At 43.5% G+C, this 19750-nt stretch carries 20 protein-coding genes; 16 read left to right on the top strand and 4 right to left on the bottom strand.

Annotated features, from left to right (window positions below; all coding sequences use genetic code 11):
* The first annotated feature begins 15 nt into the window (after nt 1-15).
* Both AB5150_RS05165 and AB5150_RS05160 read left to right on the top strand, forming a co-directional pair.
* Nucleotides 16-912, top strand: a complete 897-nt coding sequence (locus AB5150_RS05165) for a DUF2953 domain-containing protein (RefSeq protein ID WP_368291439.1) — start codon at nt 16-18, stop codon at nt 910-912.
* Between the two features lies 1 nt (nt 913).
* Complete coding sequence (locus tag AB5150_RS05160) at nt 914-1330, top strand: GerW family sporulation protein (protein WP_015534871.1); 417 nt, start codon at nt 914-916, stop codon at nt 1328-1330.
* 320 nt (nt 1331-1650) lie between these two features.
* On the opposite strand, the gene rpmB is transcribed toward AB5150_RS05160, so the two are convergent.
* Nucleotides 1651-1836, bottom strand: a complete 186-nt coding sequence (gene rpmB / locus AB5150_RS05155; RefSeq protein ID WP_015534872.1) for a 50S ribosomal protein L28 — start codon at nt 1834-1836, stop codon at nt 1651-1653.
* 224 nt (nt 1837-2060) lie between these two features.
* Between rpmB and AB5150_RS05150 the strand changes: the two genes are divergently transcribed.
* From AB5150_RS05150 to AB5150_RS05120, 7 genes are all read left to right on the top strand, one after another.
* Complete coding sequence (locus tag AB5150_RS05150) at nt 2061-2420, top strand: Asp23/Gls24 family envelope stress response protein (protein ID WP_015534873.1); 360 nt, start codon at nt 2061-2063, stop codon at nt 2418-2420.
* Nucleotides 2421-2438: 18 nt separating this feature from the next.
* Nucleotides 2439-4130: a DAK2 domain-containing protein gene (locus tag AB5150_RS05145; RefSeq protein WP_368291437.1), complete on the top strand. Its 1692-nt coding sequence runs from the start codon at nt 2439-2441 to the stop codon at nt 4128-4130.
* Between the two features lie 42 nt (nt 4131-4172).
* Nucleotides 4173-6209, top strand: a complete 2037-nt coding sequence (gene recG, locus AB5150_RS05140) for an ATP-dependent DNA helicase RecG (protein ID WP_368291436.1) — start codon at nt 4173-4175, stop codon at nt 6207-6209.
* Nucleotides 6210-6229: 20 nt separating this feature from the next.
* Nucleotides 6230-7822, top strand: coding sequence for a cellulase family glycosylhydrolase (locus AB5150_RS05135; RefSeq protein WP_368291435.1), 1593 nt, complete (start codon nt 6230-6232; stop codon nt 7820-7822).
* Between the two features lie 104 nt (nt 7823-7926).
* On the top strand, nt 7927-8493 hold the full coding sequence (rsmD, locus tag AB5150_RS05130) for a 16S rRNA (guanine(966)-N(2))-methyltransferase RsmD (protein WP_055144569.1): 567 nt from the start codon (nt 7927-7929) through the stop codon (nt 8491-8493).
* Nucleotides 8486-8974 carry a pantetheine-phosphate adenylyltransferase gene (gene coaD, locus AB5150_RS05125; RefSeq protein WP_022216541.1) on the top strand — a complete coding sequence of 163 codons (489 nt, stop codon included), beginning with the start codon at nt 8486-8488 and terminating at the stop codon, nt 8972-8974. Before rsmD ends, coaD begins: the two co-directional genes overlap by 8 nt.
* Nucleotides 8975-9020: 46 nt before the next feature.
* On the top strand, nt 9021-9767 hold the full coding sequence (locus tag AB5150_RS05120; protein ID WP_022216540.1) for a hypothetical protein: 747 nt from the start codon (nt 9021-9023) through the stop codon (nt 9765-9767).
* A 25-nt stretch (nt 9768-9792) separates the two neighbouring features.
* Here AB5150_RS05120 and AB5150_RS05115 read toward each other — a convergent pair whose 3' ends face one another.
* Nucleotides 9793-10335, bottom strand: a complete 543-nt coding sequence (locus tag AB5150_RS05115) for a hypothetical protein (RefSeq protein WP_349818332.1) — start codon at nt 10333-10335, stop codon at nt 9793-9795.
* 163 nt (nt 10336-10498) lie between these two features.
* Here AB5150_RS05115 and AB5150_RS05110 point away from each other — a divergent pair, with 163 nt between their 5' ends.
* Nucleotides 10499-10696, top strand: coding sequence for a hypothetical protein (locus AB5150_RS05110; protein WP_147344390.1), 198 nt, complete (start codon nt 10499-10501; stop codon nt 10694-10696).
* Nucleotides 10697-10759: 63 nt separating this feature from the next.
* On the opposite strand, the gene AB5150_RS05105 is transcribed toward AB5150_RS05110, so the two are convergent.
* Complete coding sequence (locus tag AB5150_RS05105) at nt 10760-12004, bottom strand: nucleotidyltransferase family protein (protein ID WP_368291433.1); 1245 nt, start codon at nt 12002-12004, stop codon at nt 10760-10762.
* Between the two features lie 290 nt (nt 12005-12294).
* On the opposite strand from AB5150_RS05105, the gene recA reads away from it, so the two are divergent.
* The 6 genes from recA to AB5150_RS05075 all read left to right on the top strand — a co-directional run bounded on the left by recA (nt 12295) and on the right by AB5150_RS05075 (nt 18243).
* Entirely contained in the window at nt 12295-13353 is a 1059-nt protein-coding gene (gene recA, locus AB5150_RS05100; protein WP_022216537.1) for a recombinase RecA, read from the top strand.
* The gene (locus AB5150_RS05095; protein WP_368291432.1) at nt 13334-13966 is read left to right on the top strand and encodes a regulatory protein RecX; all 633 of its coding nucleotides are present in this window, start codon (nt 13334-13336) and stop codon (nt 13964-13966) included. The genes recA and AB5150_RS05095 overlap by 20 nt, the downstream gene beginning before the upstream one ends.
* Nucleotides 13967-14040: 74 nt before the next feature.
* Nucleotides 14041-15594 carry a ribonuclease Y gene (gene rny, locus AB5150_RS05090; protein ID WP_022216535.1) on the top strand — a complete coding sequence of 518 codons (1554 nt, stop codon included), beginning with the start codon at nt 14041-14043 and terminating at the stop codon, nt 15592-15594.
* Between the two features lie 107 nt (nt 15595-15701).
* Complete coding sequence (locus AB5150_RS05085; RefSeq protein WP_368291431.1) at nt 15702-16256, top strand: NUDIX hydrolase; 555 nt, start codon at nt 15702-15704, stop codon at nt 16254-16256.
* Nucleotides 16257-16481: 225 nt separating this feature from the next.
* Nucleotides 16482-17360 carry a site-specific tyrosine recombinase XerD gene (xerD, locus tag AB5150_RS05080; protein ID WP_055144557.1) on the top strand — a complete coding sequence of 293 codons (879 nt, stop codon included), beginning with the start codon at nt 16482-16484 and terminating at the stop codon, nt 17358-17360.
* Between the two features lie 34 nt (nt 17361-17394).
* On the top strand, nt 17395-18243 hold the full coding sequence (locus AB5150_RS05075) for a formate/nitrite transporter family protein (protein WP_055222574.1): 849 nt from the start codon (nt 17395-17397) through the stop codon (nt 18241-18243).
* Nucleotides 18244-18438: 195 nt separating this feature from the next.
* On the opposite strand, the gene aroC is transcribed toward AB5150_RS05075, so the two are convergent.
* Nucleotides 18439-19536 (bottom strand): chorismate synthase, encoded by a 1098-nt coding sequence (gene aroC, locus AB5150_RS05070; protein WP_368291430.1) that lies wholly within the window; start codon nt 19534-19536, stop codon nt 18439-18441.
* Nucleotides 19537-19750: the final 214 nt, after the last annotated feature.

Below are 19750 nucleotides of genomic sequence, written 5' to 3'. Positions count from 1 at the left end.
CTAAGGGGATGGAGCATGCATATTGTTTGGTTGATATTGAAGATACTGCTCATAGTTATCCTGTCGCTGGTGGGACTGGTAGTGCTTCTTGCACTTCTCGTATTGTTTGCGCCGGTGAGATACAGGGCGTATGTGAAGAAGGATGATGACATATTTGCGAAGTTCTCTGCCAGATGGCTTGGTTTTGTCCTGTGTTTTAAGGTTTTGTATGATTCGGACGGCCTTCGGTACAGGCTGAGGCTGTTTGGCGGAACCATCATGGGCAGCGAAAAAAGTGCCATACCGGAGCCGGAAGAAGAGGTATATTCTGACCCCGGGGAATACAGTCGGGCTGAGACAGAGGAAGAAGCTTCTGATAGTCCGGGATATGAAGACTATCCATCGGTGGAGCCGGAGGACAGGCAGTTTCTTCTTGAGGACAGCGAATTTGAGGAGCCCGTACCGGGGCCGCTCATCAGGCTGGGCAGAAGGATAGACAGTATGGCAAAGACGGTTGTATCGAAGTTCAAAGATCTGTCAGAGAAGTTTGCCAGTCTGAAAAAGAAAAAAGATGGCTATACTAAGCTTGTACACAATGTCAGAACAAAGGAAGCCATGAGAGTTTTCAAGGTTGAACTGATAAAGGTGTTAAAGCATCTTAAGCCCACAAAGCTTAAGGGGCAGATCATATATGGTGCGGATGACCCGGCAACAACAGGTGAGCGCCTGGGGTATATGAGCCTGCTTTTCCCGCTATACTATGATAATATAGATATAACACCGGATTTCTCTGAAGCCCGGCTGGAAGGAGACCTGTTCATGAAGGGCAGGATAAGACTTGGAACAATCGGCTGGAGCGTGCTGAAGGTGATCTGGAACAAGAATGTCAAGATAACTATTGCTCGATTAAAAAAGATATCAGGAGGAAATTGATATGGCAAATATGAATATTGAGGGAACACTTGGTTCTATGTTTAAGGGAATGGATGGCTTTATATCATCGAAATCGGTGGTGGGAGAGCCTGTGTATGTCGGTGACACGATCATTATTCCTCTTGTAGATGTCAATTTTGGTATGGCTGCCGGAGCGTTCAATAAGCAGGACGGCAACAAAGCTGCCGGAGGAATCGGAGCAAAGATGAGCCCGTCTGCTGTTCTTGTCGTCTCAGGAGGAAATACGAGACTTGTAAATCTCAAGAACCAGGATGCCGTAACAAAGATCATAGACATGGCCCCAGAGGTCGTAGATAAGATCGTGGGTCTGTTCAAGAAGGACAAGACAGAGGAAGAGAAGAATGTTGACAAGGCGATAAATGATGTCGCACAGTCAGAGGAATCTGTCACAGAATAATAAATATCAGAATATATAATATAAGTAAGATTCAGTGCGTTGGGAAATGCATTATTAAAAAGTCACCACATATAATGATAATAAATCATTATGGTGGTGATTTTTTATCTGGAAAAAATTCACAGGATTTGCGTTTTTTTTCACAGCGGTGGGAGTGGTTATAGGATATTTCATAAGTGGATTTGTGGAATTTCTCATAATCGTTATATTATTGCTGTTATCTTATATATTCTCCTGCAGATAAAAAAATAAGAGTGATGATCCTTGAGGATCATCACTCTTATTTATACCAGAACTGAATCGGTGATATTATGCAAATATTATGCACGCTCGACCTTACCAGATCTTAAGCAAGATGTACAAACATAGATCTTCTTTGGTGTACCATCAACTACAGCCTTAACAGACTTAACATTTGACTTCCACATCTTGTTTGCTCTTCTATGAGAGTGGCTCACTTTGATACCGAAATGAGCACCTTTATCACAAATTGAACATTTTGCCATAATAGCACCTCCTTCAATGAATAAACTAACTTTCTTCCTAAGTTCACAACAAGACATATAATAGCAGATTATTTTTCCATATGCAAGCAAAATATTTATTTTTTATTGGAAATGAAGAAATACTATAGAATAAAATTAGATTTATGCTATAATTGATGAGTAATTGTGTTTATAAGTCGGTAGATATGATGAACACTGGTGACTTTGTTAGAAAGGAGTCGTGTATGAAGGAATATATTAATAGCGATAACGGTAAAGTAAGTATAGATGAGAGTGTTGTTGCACAGGTTGCAGGACTTACAGCCCTTGACTGTTTTGGAATAGTAGGAATGGGAATAGTCAGTGTCAAGGACGGAATTGTAAAGCAGCTCCGCAGAGACAATGTTTCTAAGGGTGTAAATGTACGTTTTGATGAGAATGGTGATATAGTCATTGAGCTGCACATAGTTGTTGCTTATGGCGTTAGTATAAAGGCTGTCACAGACAATCTTATGCAGTCGGTAAAGTACAAGGTAGAGGATTTTACGTCGTTTAAGGTCAGCCATATCAATGTCTATGTTGAAGATGTTAAAGTACTTGATTAGTTTGGAGGATAGAGTAAAGTGAGTAATACGATTGATGCGCTTGCACTGAAGAAAGCATTTATTGCCGGTGCCAATAATCTTGATAAGAACAAGGAATATATCAATGAACTTAATGTGTTCCCTGTGCCTGACGGAGATACAGGAACTAATATGACGCTGACAATCCTGTCTGCAGTGAAGGAGGTTGAGGCGGCACCTGATGATATGAAGTCCATAGCAAAGGCCATGTCCACAGGTTCGCTCAGAGGCGCCAGAGGTAACTCAGGTGTAATTTTGTCACAGCTTTTGAGAGGCTTCAGCAAGAAAGTGCAGGACGCAAGGACCATAGATGTTCACGTTATAGCAGATGCTTTTCAAAAGGCTGTGGAGACTGCATATAAGGCTGTCATGAAGCCTAAGGAGGGAACGATTCTCACAGTTGCCAAGGGCGTGGCGTCCAAGGCAAGGGAGTGTGCTGATGCAGATATGTCCCTTGCACAGTTCTGTGACGAGGTTATTGAATATGGAGATGCCGTTCTTGATTCCACTCCTGAGATGCTTCCGGTTCTGAAGGAAGCCGGCGTGGTCGATTCAGGTGGACAGGGACTCATGGTGGTGCTCAAGGGTGCTGTCGACTGTCTCATGGGCAGGGTTACAGTTGAACTCAGCAAGAACACAGGAACAGTGAATGTGGCAAGAACATCCACAGGCGCAGGCAACGATTCCATATCCACAGCGGATATAAAGTTTGGATATTGTACAGAGTTTATTATCAATCTTGAGAAGCCATATGGCGAGGCTGAGGAGGATGATCTGAAGAGCTTCCTCGAGTCTATAGGTGACTCGATAGTATGTGTATCTCTTGATGATATAGTTAAGATACATGTGCATACCAACCATCCTGGTCAGGCATTTGAAAAGGGTCTTACACTTGGATACCTTACTAATATGAAGATAGACAACATGAGGATAGAGCATCATGAGCGTGTTATCGGTCAGGCAGAGCGCGATGAGGCCGAGAAGCAGGAGGAAGAGAGACAGCACAGAAAGCAGGAGCATAAGGAGCCTCGTAAGAAGTATGGATTTATTACGGTATCCATGGGTGATGGTCTCAAGACTCTTTTTGAAGAGCTTGGAGCAGACCGTGTTATAGAAGGCGGACAGACCATGAATCCAAGCACTGAGGATATGCTCAATGCGATCGATGATGTGAATGCCGAGAATATATTTATACTTCCGAACAATAAGAATGTTGTTCTTGCGGCTAATCAGGCGGCAACTCTGTGTGAAGATAAGAATATAATTGTGATTCCAACCGCGAATGCTCCTCAGGGCATAAGCGCCATGATCGCATTCGACAGTACAGTCGATGTGGACGAGAACAGATCTGCCATGAAGTCGGCTGTCAAGAATGTCAAAAGCGGACAGGTAACTTATTCCGTAAGAGATACCTCAATCGATGGAAAGGCCATCAAGGAGGGCGATATCATGGGTATCGGCGATAAGGGGCTTGTCAGTGTTGGAAATGATATAGAGAATGTAACATTTGAACTGATCGCAGATGCGGTCGATGAGGATTCAGAGGTTATAAGCATATATAATGGTGCTGATGTGTCTGAGGAGGATGCGCAGAAGCTTACTGGCAGAGTGGAGGAGGCATATCCGGATGTTGATGTGCAGTGCTACTATGGCGGACAGCCGATATACTATTATATAGTATCTGTGGAATAACTTTCTGTGTATCTGTGAGATCCGTTGTGAAGAGGTGTATGTATGGAATTGAATGACTCCATAAAGACAATAAAAGGCATAGGTGACAAGACTGCGTCGGCATTTGCCCGGCTTGGGATAGAGACGGTGAACGATCTGCTTCTCAATTACCCCAGGACATATGTCACCTATGAGGATCCGGTGGATATATCAGATCTGCAGGCGGGAAGCAGGCAGTCCGTGAGGGCTGTTGTGAACAGCCGTGCGGAGGTCAGAAAAGTACATGGACTGACCATAGTAATATTGTACGCAAAGGATTTCTCTGGGACAATTAAACTTACCTGGTTTAATTGTCCTTTTTTGCGTAATTTCTTTCATATAGGTCAGGAGTTTGTGTTTGTAGGAAATGTGGCTTATAAGGGCGGTATGATGACCATGACGCAGCCGGAATACTACACTGATGATAAATACGGCGAACTTACGCATGTTTGGCAGCCGGTGTACACGGTAACGCCCGGTATAACCTCAAAGACCATACAGAAGGCTGTGAGAGGCGCAGAGGAAGCCATAGACAGGCTTGAGGATTACCTGCATGACAATGTGCTTGATGAGTACCATATTATGGGTATAAAAAAGGCTATCCACTCGATTCATTTTCCTCAGGATGAGCAGAAGCTCAAGGGGGCTGTGAAGAGGATGGCATTTGATGAATTTTACAGCTTTATATCAAACCTTCACAGGATAAAAGACGACAATGTGTATGCAGAAAATACATGTATAATAAACTGTGATGAGGAGGTCAGGACGTTTATTGAGAACTTGAGGTTCAAGCTTACCGGGGCACAGATGAATGCGGTGCGTGATATGCTTGACGATATGCGCTCTGAACATGTCATGAACAGGCTGGTTCAGGGGGATGTCGGATCAGGAAAAACCATAGTTGCAGCAGCCGGATTATACGCAGTGGCTGCAAGTGGCTATCAGGGAGTGATCATGGCACCGACTGAGGTTCTGGCGGTTCAGCATTACAAGGAGCTCAGTTCACTGTTTGAGCCATACGGAATATCTGTGGGACTTCTGACGGGTTCCATGACAGCGAAAGAGAAAAGAGAGATGTACAGCCGTATCAAGAATATGGATGTGCAGGTTGTGGTCGGAACACATGCCCTCATACAGGACAAGGTGGAGTATGGAAGACTGGCGCTCGTTGTAACTGATGAGCAGCACAGATTTGGTGTAAAGCAGCGCGAGAGACTTGCGTCAAAGGGAGAAGCTCCGCACACGCTTGTTATGAGTGCCACACCTATTCCGAGAACCCTTGCGATCATCATGTATGGCGATCTTGACATTTCAGTTATAGATGAGCTCCCGGCAGGAAGAATCCCGATCAAGAACTGCGTTGTGGATGAGAGCTACAGGAAGACGGCTCTCGGCTTTATCATGAAGGAGGTCTCACAGGGGCATCAGATATATATAGTCTGCCCGATGGTGGAGGCCAGCGAAGTTCTGGACGATGTTGCAAATGTGACCGAGTATACGGAGGAGCTGAAGAAGTCCATCAGGGATGGATATGGCGCTGACACTTCGGTGGTATGTTTGCACGGTAAGATGAAGGCGGAGGAAAAGAACAGGATACTCCAGGATTTTGCAGATGGTAAGATAAGCATTCTTGTCTCAACTACGGTCATAGAGGTTGGAATAAACAATCCAAATGCCACAGTTATGATGGTGGAGAATGCAGAGCGTTTTGGCCTTGCGCAGCTCCATCAGCTCAGGGGACGTGTAGGAAGAGGAAATCTCCAGTCGTACTGCATTTTCATGAGCGGAAAAAAGGACAAGGATACTATGGAGAGACTGAATGTTCTGGAGAAGTCAAATGACGGCTTCTATATAGCCGGTGAGGATCTCAAGATGAGGGGCCCGGGCGATTTCTTTGGAATAAGACAGAGCGGGGAGCTGATGTTCAAGGTTGGGGATATATACAATCATGCTGACATGCTTAGGGCGGCGCAGGACGTATACGACCGCTATGGACAGGAGATAGATGCGAAACTGATAAATAAAGGGGATGACAGGCTGTACACTATGCCTGTATTATAAATAAAAAAAGGGGGTATACCATGAAAAATAAGAAAACGATAGTTATGGGAATAATTATTGGCATTTTGCTGATAATTATAGCGGTTATGGGATATGTGATCGCTTCGGGAAAGAAAGGTGATTCCGTTAAGAAAGAAACGCTGCAGGAGACTTCTGCAGGCACAGAAGAAGTGAAAAGTGTTGACAATACGGGCGATACAACTGAGTCGTCAGAAAAACAGGATGACCAATCCTTGGATATTGCAGGCGATTTCTATGCTGAGATAGGACATGATACAACGTGGGAGGCAGATGGCAAAAAGTGTGCTACAGAGAGCATCAACATATATAACAACACATCTGCGTCTGCAAAGGATTGGAAGCTTGAGATTACATATAAGGGAACTCCGGCTGTAGATCAGATATGGGGCGGAGAGTACAAGATATCAGGCAAAACAGTGTCAATAAAGGCCGTGGATTACACCCAGGAGATACCGGCTAAGGGCAGTATCAACCTCGGATATAATTTCTCTTCAGATGACCTCGCCGTTGAGAAATACGTGCTGTATGTAAATGACACACAGTACAGCGGAGATGGTCTTAAGATGGTAGCTTCAGCGCCTGAGAAGACCGACAGCAATGAAACAAGCGGAGGCGGAAAAAATACAGAATCCGCTGCCACTGAGAAGAAAAACAATACAAATGTTCCGGGAGAGATCCCATTTGAAACACATGGAAAACTTTCGGTAAAAGGAACGGATATAGTGGACATGAATGGAGACAAATATCAGCTTAAGGGTGTCAGCACCCATGGAATCACATGGTTCCCTGATTATGTGAATAAGGAAGCCTTTGAGACTCTGCGGGATGATTGGGGTGCAAATCTTATAAGACTTGCGATGTATACGGATACAGGAGACAGCTACGGATACTGCAGTGGTGGAGATAAGGACGAGATACTTGCTCTTGTCGACAAAGGAGTTAGTGCAGCGACTGAGCTTGGCATGTATGTCATAGTTGACTGGCACATACTAAGCGATAGTGATCCGAATAATCATATAGATGATGCAAAAGAATTCTTTGACAAGGTATCTAAGAAATATGCGGCACAGGAAAATGTCATATATGAGATCTGCAACGAGCCGAATGGTGGAACCCAGTGGAGCAGTGTCAAGTCATATGCCGAGACCATAATACCGGTCATCAAGGCAAACGACAAAGATGCTCTGATAATCGTGGGAACTCCAAACTGGAGCCAGGATGTCGATATTGCGTCACAGGATCCGATAACCGGTTATGACAACATCATGTACGCAGTGCATTTTTATGCGGCTACCCACAAGGATGACCTGAGAAATAAGGTTAAGACGGCTCTGGACAACGGACTTCCTGTATTTGTGAGTGAGTTCAGCCTGTGCGATGCATCGGGCAATGGAGGTATTGATTACGATTCATCTGACGAGTGGTTCAAGCTTATAAACGAGAATAATCTCAGCTATTCATCATGGAGTCTGTGTAACAAGAATGAGACATCGGCACTTATAAAGTCCGATTCAACAGCCACGGGCAGCTTATCCGATGGAGATCTGTCTGACACCGGAAAATACGTGAGAGACAGAATAATGGGAAAATAGTGTGAAGATTGGAAGCTTTTCTTGTAATTTGGCAAAAGGCATGGTATAAGAATGTCTGGCAGGAAAAGTTTATGATATACAGTACATATAGATAGGAGAAGAATATGAGGGTTATTGCCGGCAGTGCAAGAAGTCTGAAGCTGGTGACGATTGATTCGATGGACACCAGACCGACAACGGACAGGATAAAAGAAACCTTATTTAATATGCTCTCAAATGATATTCCGGGATGCCGGTTCCTTGATGTGTTCAGCGGAAGCGGAGCTATTGGAATAGAGGCGCTCAGCCGTGGGGCAGCCATGGCGGTATTTGTCGAGAACAGCAGAAAAGCAGTGGAGTGTATCAATAAAAACCTTGCGTTTACGAAGCTTGCCGACAGGGCACAGGTCTTGTCAGCGGATGCAGTTCAGGCAGTGGGGATGCTGGAGAGACAGGGACAAGCATTTGACGTAATATTTATGGATCCGCCATATGGAAAGCTTCTGGAAAAGGCTGTGCTTGAAAGACTTGCAGGTTCACCTCTGATGGATGATGACACAATGGTCATTGTGGAGTCTGATCTTGACACGAATTTTGATTATCTTGATGATCTGGGACTGGAGCTTTATAAGACGAAGAAATATAAGACCAATAAACATACATTTATATATAGGAGACTGGAAGATGAGTAGAGCTATTTATCCGGGAAGTTTTGATCCGGTGACACTTGGCCATTTGGATATAATTAAGAGATCTGCGGAAATGTTTGATGAGCTGATAGTCGGGGTGCTCAATAATACCGCAAAATCTCCATTGTTTTCTTTGGAAGAACGTGTTAATATGTTAAAGAATGTAGTCTCAGATATCCCAAACGTGAAAGTTATGGGTTTTGGAGGACTGCTGGTGGATTTTGCAAGACAGAACGACGTGAAGGTCATAGTGAGAGGTCTTCGGGCTGTGTCGGATTTTGAGTATGAATTACAGATTGCCCAGAGCAACAGGAAGGTTGCCCCGGATATTGACACGGTTTTTCTTGCGACCAGTATTGAGTATTCGTACCTGAGCTCAAGCGTAGTCAAGGAATATGCGAGCTTTGGTGTGGATGTACATGATTTTATCCCGGAGGAGATCAGGGATACATTGAGAGATCGATATTCGATAGACAGAGATTGACAGACGAAGGAAGAATTTTTGGATAGATTATTAGGAGGAGAAAAACATGGCAAGAAAAGGTATTGAAGAGATGATCAGTGAGATAGAGATATTTATTGACAATTGTAAGTATCAGCCATTGTCATCCAGTAAGATTATTGTGCCAAAGGAAGATCTGGAGCAGATGGTGGGCGAACTCAAGCTCAAGCTGCCTAATGAGATAGAGAGATGTAAGAAGATCATGAGAAACAAGGAGGCTATACTTGCGGATGCAAGAGCCAGAGCTGATTCTATCATCACAGAGTCTGTTGCAGAGGCAAACAGACTGGTTGATCAGAGCCAGATAGTTGAGCTTGCCAACATCAGAGCGAATGAGATAACAGACATGGCGAGAAGCCAGGCTGAGCAGATCATCGCTGAGGCGAATGCGGATGCCAAGGAAGTCAGAGCAGGTTCCATGTACTATTCAAAGGACAAGCTCACAGAGATAAGCCAGTATATAAATGCAACACTTCAGGCAGAGAGAGCGAACTATGAGAACCTCATTAAGTCTCTTGAGGACAATGCGGCAAGAGTTACAGACAATATGGCAGAGCTTGATTCAAGTATAGCTCAGATCAACGGTGTTCCTGAGCAGGTACAGCCAAGTGCTGACGATTCAGCATTTGCTGATGATGACAACACAGATTACAATGTATACGGCAAGACAGAGTATTCATCAGACGACTCTGACGATGAGGATTATGATGACGAGGATTACGATGATGAATATGACGACGAGGATGAGGATGATGAGGAGTTCCTCGACGAGTAATCACGCCAGATGATACAGGATGTATTTACAGACACATCATATAGAAAATGAAACACAGGAAGGCACATACTATTTTCCCTGTTGTGTATTTGATGAAAGACAGCCCGGATATTCTTATCATATCACGGCTTTGGAACAAGGCGGATAGCCCTCCAAAGGCAGTGAGTGAGAGAATGAGGGCTGTCTTTATTTTTGTGGAAATATCCATGCTGTATAATACTGGTACACCGCTGCCTATCTCCAGATATGTGGATATTATGGTGCATGCATCGCCTGAAAAGTAGCTGCACATAAGATTTCCTGCAATGGCAAATATGACCATGTACACACCGATCACAGTTATATTGTGTACCGAGCTGCTTATTATGTCAGAATACGTATTTTCTGGATTCCCTGAATTGGGGCTCTGGTTGTCTGATGATACCTGGACTGTTGCGGCAGTAAGCAGCTCCGTGGAAGTGCTGGAGCGGTGGGATGACATACATGACAGAGTAAGCGCTATTACAGTATAAATGATCTGTGGAAGATATACAGCCTCGATCAGCCGTGCAAACGATATATATTCCATCAAATGATCCCTGTATATGTAATTGTAAAGAAACATCGGACTTATATTGTTGCACATCGGGAGTAGGCTCTGACATACGTTTTCAGAGATGATCCTCTTTCGGTAAAAGAAAGCTATGATGATCGTGCCTGTGGGAAAACCGCATAGCAGGCCTATTATAAAGATGATCGCATATGCGCAGCATTTTGATACCTGTATCGATCTGAGAAAGCTGGTTATAACACCGGTCAGCAGCATAAAGGGGAGCAGGATAGGTACAATGGATGAGTACCATAGCTGTAACCCCTGGGTGCATCCGGATCTGATGATGTCTGAATTTAAACATGCAAATATTATAATTGAAGCTGTTAGAATTATATAACATACGTTCTTCATATGCCAATTGTATTCATTTTATAGAGCAAATATGATAAATAAGAATATGTCATATAACTATGACAGGTTGTTCAAAATCGGTCTTTATACTGATTTTGTATTTGTTGTATACCATGTTTCTGTATATGTCTGCGGCTTTTATGTCGTATGAGAACATGGACAGACCTGTGGAATCTGTACTTTTGTATATCTCGGCTGAACGGGTTATGATCGGTACCTGCGAAGCCTTTTTCATGCTTTTTATCACGGCACCTGCATCTTTTTTTAGTCCAAGAAGCTTGATGTAGGCTATCCAGCCGTTTTCTTTAAAATGGGAATAGTCATCACATCTCAGGTCTGTGATGGTGTGCAGCAGACCTCTCTGAATGTGCGTGAGAGTATAATTCCTACATTTAAGTGCTGTTGCGGTCTCAGTAAAGGATAGATTTGTGTCAAGCCTGGAGAGACGGTTGCAGAGATCTCTATCCATGTCAACGATGTCATCCGTGCACGGAGCAAGTATCCTTCGTGCTGACAGGAGATGAGACAGGTCGTCGTCGAACATCGGAAATGACTTTCTGTACGCGTTTTGCAGGATGTTGTAGCAACTGTCAGGAATGTGGCGCCTTAAGCTTTCAACATCACCTGACCGGAGCAGCTCACGTATGGCTGAGGCCGAACAGATGTCGTTGTCGGTGGCAGTGCTGTTGTATTCTGATAAGATCCTTCTGATCGGGACAGGTTTGATCCTGGAGTCTGTCTGTATAAGAGCAGCAATATACTCTATGGCCAGAATGTTGTTCGGGCTTGCCAGGATACGGTCAAGATCAGCGCTGGTATAACCGGTAAGGTTCTGGTTCTGCAGATACTCGGAGATGGCGGCTGCTCTGGCTGATCCATATGAGATGCCCGAAGATACGGATTTTTTTATGAATTCCGATACCTGTGGCGGTTCATTGACGGTGAGTTCGGCAATTTTTTGCAGAAGATCCATGTCATCACATTCTGCGCCGAATGAGATATAGTCTATGCCATCAAGAGCGTTCATCATGCAGACTGCGGCATGTGCATAGTCTCTGGCACTTGATGATGCGTATACAAATGGAATCTCGAACACAGCGTCTACACCGCATCTCAAAGCAATCTCGGTTCTTGTGTGCTTATCTGCTATGGCAGGAACGCCTCTCTGAAGAAAATTGCCGCTCATAAAGCATATGACATGTTCGGCACCAGTTAGAAGCTTCGCCTGCTGTATCTGATATTCGTGTCCCTTGTGAAATGGATTGTATTCGCAAACTATGCCTACTGTGCTCATGGCTCCTCCTTGAAATGCGTGTTTTATAACCTGTCACGATTTATAATGCCTTTGTCGGTAAAGTTTATTCTATCTTAATAATTAATGGCTGTAAAGTGTGTTATAATGACGGACATAAAGATGTTAAGTGAAAAATTCAAGATGCGGCATTGTTCTGATGCCGATGATCCCCACATACCAGACAGATATTGATTAATTAAGTGAAGGCAGCCAATTTATGGTTGACAAAGTGGCAATAATCTAATAGTATATTAAAAGATAATCGAACATATGTTTAGGAGGAAAATATAATGGCGAATAATTCCGGTAATGTAAATATTGATGATAAGAGAAAGGCATTGGATGCCGCTATAGCACAGATAGAGAAGCAGTATGGTAAGGGTTCGGTGATGAAGCTTGGCGATTCCAATGCGAATATGAATATAGATGTGATCCCTACAGGATCCCTCAGCCTTGATATAGCACTTGGACTTGGCGGTGTGCCTAGAGGAAGAATCATAGAGGTGTTCGGACCTGAGTCGAGTGGTAAGACGACGGTAGCACTTCACATTGTTGCTGAGATACAGAAGAGAGGCGGAATCGCAGGCTTTATAGATGCCGAGCATGCGCTTGATCCGACATACGCCAAGAACATAGGTGTAGATATAGACAATCTTTACATATCACAGCCTGACTGCGGAGAGCAGGCTCTTGAGATCACAGAGACCATGGTCAGATCGGGAGCGGTTGATGTCGTTATCGTGGACTCTGTTGCTGCACTTGTACCAAAGGCAGAGATAGACGGAGAGATGGGCGATTCGCATATGGGACTTCATGCCAGACTTATGTCACAGGCGCTCAGAAAGCTCACTGCTGTTGTCAGCAAGACCAACTGTGTTGTCATATTTATCAATCAGCTCAGAGAGAAGGTTGGAGTTGTGTTCGGTAACCCTGAGGTTACAACAGGTGGTCGTGCACTTAAGTTCTATGCTTCCGTAAGACTTGACGTAAGAAGAATTGATACGCTCAGACAGGGCGGTGAGATCGTAGGTAACAGAACAAGAGTTAAGATAGTTAAGAACAAGGTGGCTCCTCCATTCAAGGAGGCTGAGTTCGATATCGTGTTCGGCAAGGGTATATCTAAGGTCGGAGATATTCTTGATCTTGCTGTTGCGAACGACATAGTGGATAAGTCCGGTGCATGGTACGCATACAACGGCAATAAGATAGGTCAGGGAAGAGAGAATGCGAAGGCATATCTTGAGAACAATACAGCTATCTGTGATGAGATAGAGCAGAAGGTAAGAGAGGCGGTTGGTGTTGCCGGAGAGTCTGCCGAGAACACTGTAGATGATGGAGCAGATGAGTAGGATCGCAACTGTCACTGATATCAGGAAGGTCGATGATAAAAGGTTTTGTCTGTTTGTGGACTATGAGCCTTTTTCATCGGTCTATGCATCGGATATACGAAGATTACATCTTGCCTGTGACGGTGAGATAGAATGGAGTAAACTTGAGGAATTCAGACGGGACTATCTGTTCAAACGTGCCATGAACAAGGCTGTGAACTCCATAAAGTTTTCGGACAAGTGTGAATACGATATCAGGCAGAAGCTTAAGGATCTGTATTACGACGAAGAGATCGTGGATCAGACCATCGACAAACTGAAGTCGTATGGATATATAGATGATTACAGGTATGCATGTGGATATGTACGCAGAAACTCCGCTAAAAAAGGCATTCGTGTCATACGATTTGAATTGCAGGCAAAGCATATAGGCCAGGATATTATCGATCTGGCTGTGGAAGACTCAGACATATCAGATGAAAGCGACAGGATAACATATATTTTACAAAAAAAATACACTGTGGAAGAACTGACTGAAAAGCGTGATAAAGTCTATGCATACATGTACAGCAAGGGTTTTGACAGGCGTAAGGTTTCTGAGTGTATACGAAATATTGTCTCTGATATTACTTGACATAACATCTTAAAAATATTAAACTTAAATAGTTGTATTCTTGTACAATGAAAACTTAATAAGGAGGTGCTCCTGTGAATTCACCAATAGTATGGGGAATAATCGCTGTTGTTGTAGTTGCACTGCTTGTTGCTACATGGTTTATCGCTATTGCATATCGCAAGAACATAGTAGAGACCAAGATAGGAAGAGCAGAGTCACAGGCAAGAGAGATTATTGACGAAGCTCAGAAGACCGCCGAGGCTAAGAAGCGCGAGATACTGCTTGAGGCAAAGGAAGATTCCCTTAAGACACGTAATGACCTTGAAAAGGAAGTAAAGGACAGACGTGGAGAACTTTCACGTATGGAGAAGAGAATTCTTGCACGTGAAGAGAATCTTGATAAGAAGACTGAGGCAGTTGAGAAGAAGGAAGCTAGTTTAGCTAACAAGGAAAGCGCGCTGGACAAGCAGAAGGCTAAGGTTGAAGAGTTACAGGCGAAACGTTTACAGGAACTTGAAAGAATTTCAGGTTTGACCTCTGAACAAGCAAAAGAATACTTATTAAAGACTGTTGAAGATGAAGTAAAGCATGAAACAGCAGTTATGGTCAAGGAATTAGAAACCAGAGCTAAAGAAGAAGCGAACAAGAAGGCGAAGGAGTATGTTGTCAATGCAATACAGAGATGTGCGGTTGATCATATCTCAGAGACAACGATCTCATTAGTTCAGTTACCTAACGACGAGATGAAGGGTAGGATAATTGGTAGAGAGGGTAGAAATATTCGTACCCTTGAAACTCTCACAGGCGTAGATCTTATCATAGACGATACTCCTGAGGCAGTTATCTTATCAAGCTTTGATCCGGTAAGACGTGAGGTAGCAAGAATTGCACTTGAGAAACTCATCGTGGATGGTAGAATTCATCCAGCCAGAATCGAAGAGATGGTTGAGAAAGCGCAGAAGGAAGTTGAAAACATGATGCGCGAGGAAGGTGAAGCTGCTACTCTTGAGGTAGGAATTCACGGAATCCATCCAGAGCTGGTAAGACTTCTTGGAAAGTTGAAATTTAGAACAAGCTACGGACAGAACGCATTGAAGCACTCTGTTGAGGTAGCTCAGTTGTGTGGTTTGTTGGCCGGAGAGATAGGTGTCGATATCAAGGTTGCAAAGCGTGCTGGATTACTCCATGATATAGGTAAATCACTTGATCATGAGATGGAGGGTTCACATGTTCAGATCGGTGCAGATCTTTGTAGAAAGTACAAAGAGTCAGCGCTTGTTGTCAATGCGGTAGAGTCACATCACGGTGATGTTGAGCCTGAGTCATTGATAGCACTTCTGGTACAGGCTGCAGATACAATTTCTGCTGCAAGACCGGGAGCAAGAAGAGAGACCTTGGAGACTTATACTACAAGACTTAAGAAGTTAGAGGATATTGCTAATTCTCATAAGGGTGTAGATAAGACATTTGCTATTCAGGCAGGTAGAGAAATTCGTGTAATGGTAGTTCCTGAGCATGTAAGCGATTCTGATATGGTATTGCTGGCTAGAGATATTGCAAAGCAGATCGAAGACGAGCTTGAGTATCCTGGACAGATTAAGGTAAATATTATAAGAGAGTCACGCGTGACAGATTACGCAAAATAAAAATTAGGGTTTGTAGAGATGATCTACAAACCCTTTTTATGATTTGTCATATACAGTTTACCATTCTTATGCATGATAAACTATAAAACTGGAGGTGAGATTAAAAGATGGAAAAATTCAAGAGGATAAAGACGGAAGTGGCATACAGAGCGCATGTGTTTGATGTATATAACGACTATCTTGAACTGCCTGATGGCAGAGATGTTGTATATGATCTGATAAAGCATCACCCGGGAGCATGCATTCTTCCAGTGAAAGACGATGGATCGCTCATACTGATAAAGCAATACAGGAATTCTATTGATGATATAACCTACGAGGTCCCGGCTGGTTTTATCGATGAGGGAGAGTCTCCTGAAGATGCAGCCAGAAGAGAACTCAGGGAAGAGACAGGGTTTACCGCGAAGGTTGTGGAGTATGTGACTAGAACAGTTCTGGCTATCGGTACAAGTGATGAACAGACTTACGTGTATATAGGCAGGAAACTTACCAGAGGAATATGTGCATTGGACGAGAATGAATTTATAGAGACCGAGGAGATAGGTCTTGATGATGCACTCAATATGATAAGAGATGGCAGGATAGTGGATTCCAAAACAATAATTGCAATCTACGCATATTGGGGTAAGAAATGCTCCCAAACAAGCAATCACATAATTTGAAACATAGAAAATTCAACTGAAACATTGTCAGAATTAAAAAATGTGAAATATTTTTGAAAAGAATTATGTCAATATCTAGTATACATAATTTGATCGCGCACCGCATTTTGTACTTTTATTAAAAATGCCGTGAAGCCTTGATTTTACTTGTTAAAATAGTGTTTGATTTTATTTACATTTGTATTTATAATATAATTCAGTCTACATAACTAAGGGGATAAATTAGTGGAACAATACATAGACAGATATGTTGATTATTTAAGAAATGTAAAAAAATCCAGTGAGAATACTGTTGCATCATATCGGAGAGATCTGATAAAATTCTACAGGTATTTTGACGAGAAGGGCATAACGAGGATTGATGATATTAATGAAACTTATATCACTTCGTATGTGTTGGAAATGGAGAAACAGGGGATGTCCATGGCTACGGTGTCACGTAACATTGCATCCATAAAGTCATTCTATGCCTATCTCATGAGGGAGAGGATAGTGAATGATGATCCAACGGAGAATATCAAGCCTCCGAAGATCGTGAAGAAGGTTCCTGAGACGCTTACCATAAGTGAGGTGAACAAACTTCTCGACCAGCCTACCAACAAGACTCCAAAGGAGATCAGGGATAAGGCGATGCTGGAGCTGTTGTATGCTACAGGAATACGTGTTACAGAGCTTGTGACATTGAAACTCACGGATGTCAACATAAAGCTTGGGTTCATTGAGTGCCACGACGGCGACAGGGTGAGGACTGTTCCGGTTGCGGAGGTTGCTCAGAGAGCCCTCAGCAGATATATTACAGAGGTGCGCGATGATATGAGTGGAGGCAGTGATTATCTGTTCTTCAACTGCAAGGGTGCACCTATGACGAGACAGGGATTCTGGAAGATAATAAAGTATTATGCGGCTAAGGCCGGCATAGATAAGGATATAACACCTCATATGATAAGGCATTCATTTGCCTCACATATGTTGGGGAATGGAGCGGATATAAAGTCTGTTCAAGAGATGCTTGGACATGTGGATATTGCGACAACCCAGATATATCTTACAAATAAGCAGAGTAAGCTCAAGGAAGAATATGCAAAGGCATATCCGAGGGCCTAACAAATAACTTATAAACTAAGGAGACAATTAAATCATGGAAAACAATTACTACGTTCCGGCACAGATCATTGAGAATAATCTCAAGGGTGCTGTTGGAAAGGCAAATCTCAAGCTGTACAAGATGATCATGATGGGATTCTTTGCAGGAATGTTCATTGCGATAGGAGCTGAGGGATCAAACCTTGCGGTGCATACGGTGGACAATTTCGGACTTGCGAAGACTCTTGCAGGATGCATATTCCCTGTAGGACTCATGATGTTATCGATTATCGGTGCAGAGCTGTTTACCGGAAACTGTATGATGATAACAGCGGTTATTGATGGTAGGATAAAGCTTGTGCAGATGCTCAAGAATTGGGTTATTGTATATCTCAGCAATATGCTTGGATCAGTTGTGACTGCAGCTCTTATATATGGAAGCGGTCAGTTTGATAATTCAGCAGGCGGCCTTGGCGCTTATACCATCAAGGTGGCTATGGGTAAGACAGGCCTTGATTTTTGCAATGCGTTCATGTCGGGAATAATGTGTAATGTTCTCGTGTGTATCGCGGTTCTCATGTCATCTTCGGCTAAGGATATAATTGGAAAGCTGTTTGCATGCTTCTTCCCGATAATGGTATTCGTCGTGTCAGGTTTTGAGCACTGCGTTGCAAATATGTACTATATACCTGCAGGTCTGATGGCTGCATCAAACAGCAAGTACGTGGACAAGGCATGCGAGCTCTATGGATATACCGCACAGCAGATAAGTGACCAGCTCACAGTGGGACATTTTTTCAGTAAAAATCTCCTCCCTGTAACGCTTGGTAATATCATCGGCGGTGGTCTGATAGTGGGAATTGGACTTTACATCATCAACAAGCCTAAAAAGGTGGAAGAGTAGAATCTGGCGCCAGACTTATAGGCAACAAGGTCAGAATGATGGACTGAATAAATGATGGATTGAAAAATAAGATAGATAAATAAAAAACAGATGTGGCATGATTTGAGGAATCACCCTGGATCATATCACATCTGTTTTTTATTACTTACATTTTATCGCATTATTGTTTGTTGCAATTTTCAGTTTGTTTGACAATTACTTATAAAAGTCAATTATCTTGTTCATTCTGGATGACATATTCTCAAATATAAGATCAAGGATCGTCAGGGCGGTCATGGCCTCGACGACCACAACAGCTCTCGGCCCGATGATAGGATCGTGGCGGCCTCTGATCGAGACCTCTATGTTATCCCTGGACTTGTTAACGGTTTTCTGTGTGGATGCGATGGATGGGGTCGGCTTGAAATGCGCCTTGATGATTATGTCTGAACCATCGCTCATTCCGCCGAGAATACCTCCGGCGTGATTGGTCTCCTTGTCTACGTTATAACCGTTCATGACAAATGCATCATTGTTATATGAGCCTCTTGCAGTGGATACCTCGGTGCCGTCGCCAATCTCGACAGCTTTCACAGCTCCGATGGACATAACTGCCTTTGCGAGGCATGCATCCAGTTTGTCAAATACCGGTTCACCGATACCTGCCGGCATTCCATGCACGATACATTCAACACCAGAGCCTATGGAATCGTTCTCCGCCATGCAGTCTTGAAGAAGGATAGATGCCTTCTCGTAGGCATCCGGGTCCGGCATATTGAGGTCGTTCTTAAGTATATAGTCAGCGTCAAAATTGTTCCTGTCTATATGTACATCACCGATGGAAGATACGTAGGTAGTTATGGTGATACCGAGTTCCTTCAGTATCTTTGAGGCGATCGCACCGGCTGCAACTCTGCCGATGGTCTCTCGTCCCGATGAACGGCCGCCGCCTCTGTAATCCCTGAAGCCATATTTTTCATCAAATGTATAATCTGCGTGGCCTGGTCTGTAATATGTGGCGATATCTCCGTAATCCCCGGAGCGCTGGGATGTATTTCTCACCATCATGGATATAGGAGTTCCGGTTGTCTTTCCCTCGAAAATTCCTGACAGTATCTCTATGGTATCGGATTCCTTTCTAGGCGTTGAGAACTGTGAAAATCCGGGTTTTCTGCGATCCAGAAATACCTGTATATCTTCCTCACACAGTGGAAGACCGGCAGGGCAGCCGTCAACGACAACTCCCAGAGCCTTTCCGTGGGATTCTCCCCATGTGGTGATGGTAAATTTATTTCCTATGGTGGAACCTGCCATAATATATCTCCTTTCAAATGCGGCGAAACCTGCCGCTCTCTATTCGGCAAATGAACTGCAGAAACCTGCCGCGCAAATGTCCGCGCGAACTATTATAGCATAGATAAGTTTGTGATAACAAGAAATAAGTTGGAATGCTGTAAAGTGTGAAAGCGTATAAGGCGAATGTCAAACCGGGAATATTACCGGCCGGGGTTGTAATGAAATATGTTAT

Source organism: Coprococcus sp. RTP21281st1_F1_RTP21281_210402 (assembly GCF_040915325.1).
Taxonomy (GTDB): domain Bacteria; phylum Bacillota; class Clostridia; order Lachnospirales; family Lachnospiraceae; genus Coprococcus; species Coprococcus aceti.
Note: the sequence above shows the minus strand (reverse complement) of the source record. Positions and strands in the feature narration are given on the sequence as shown.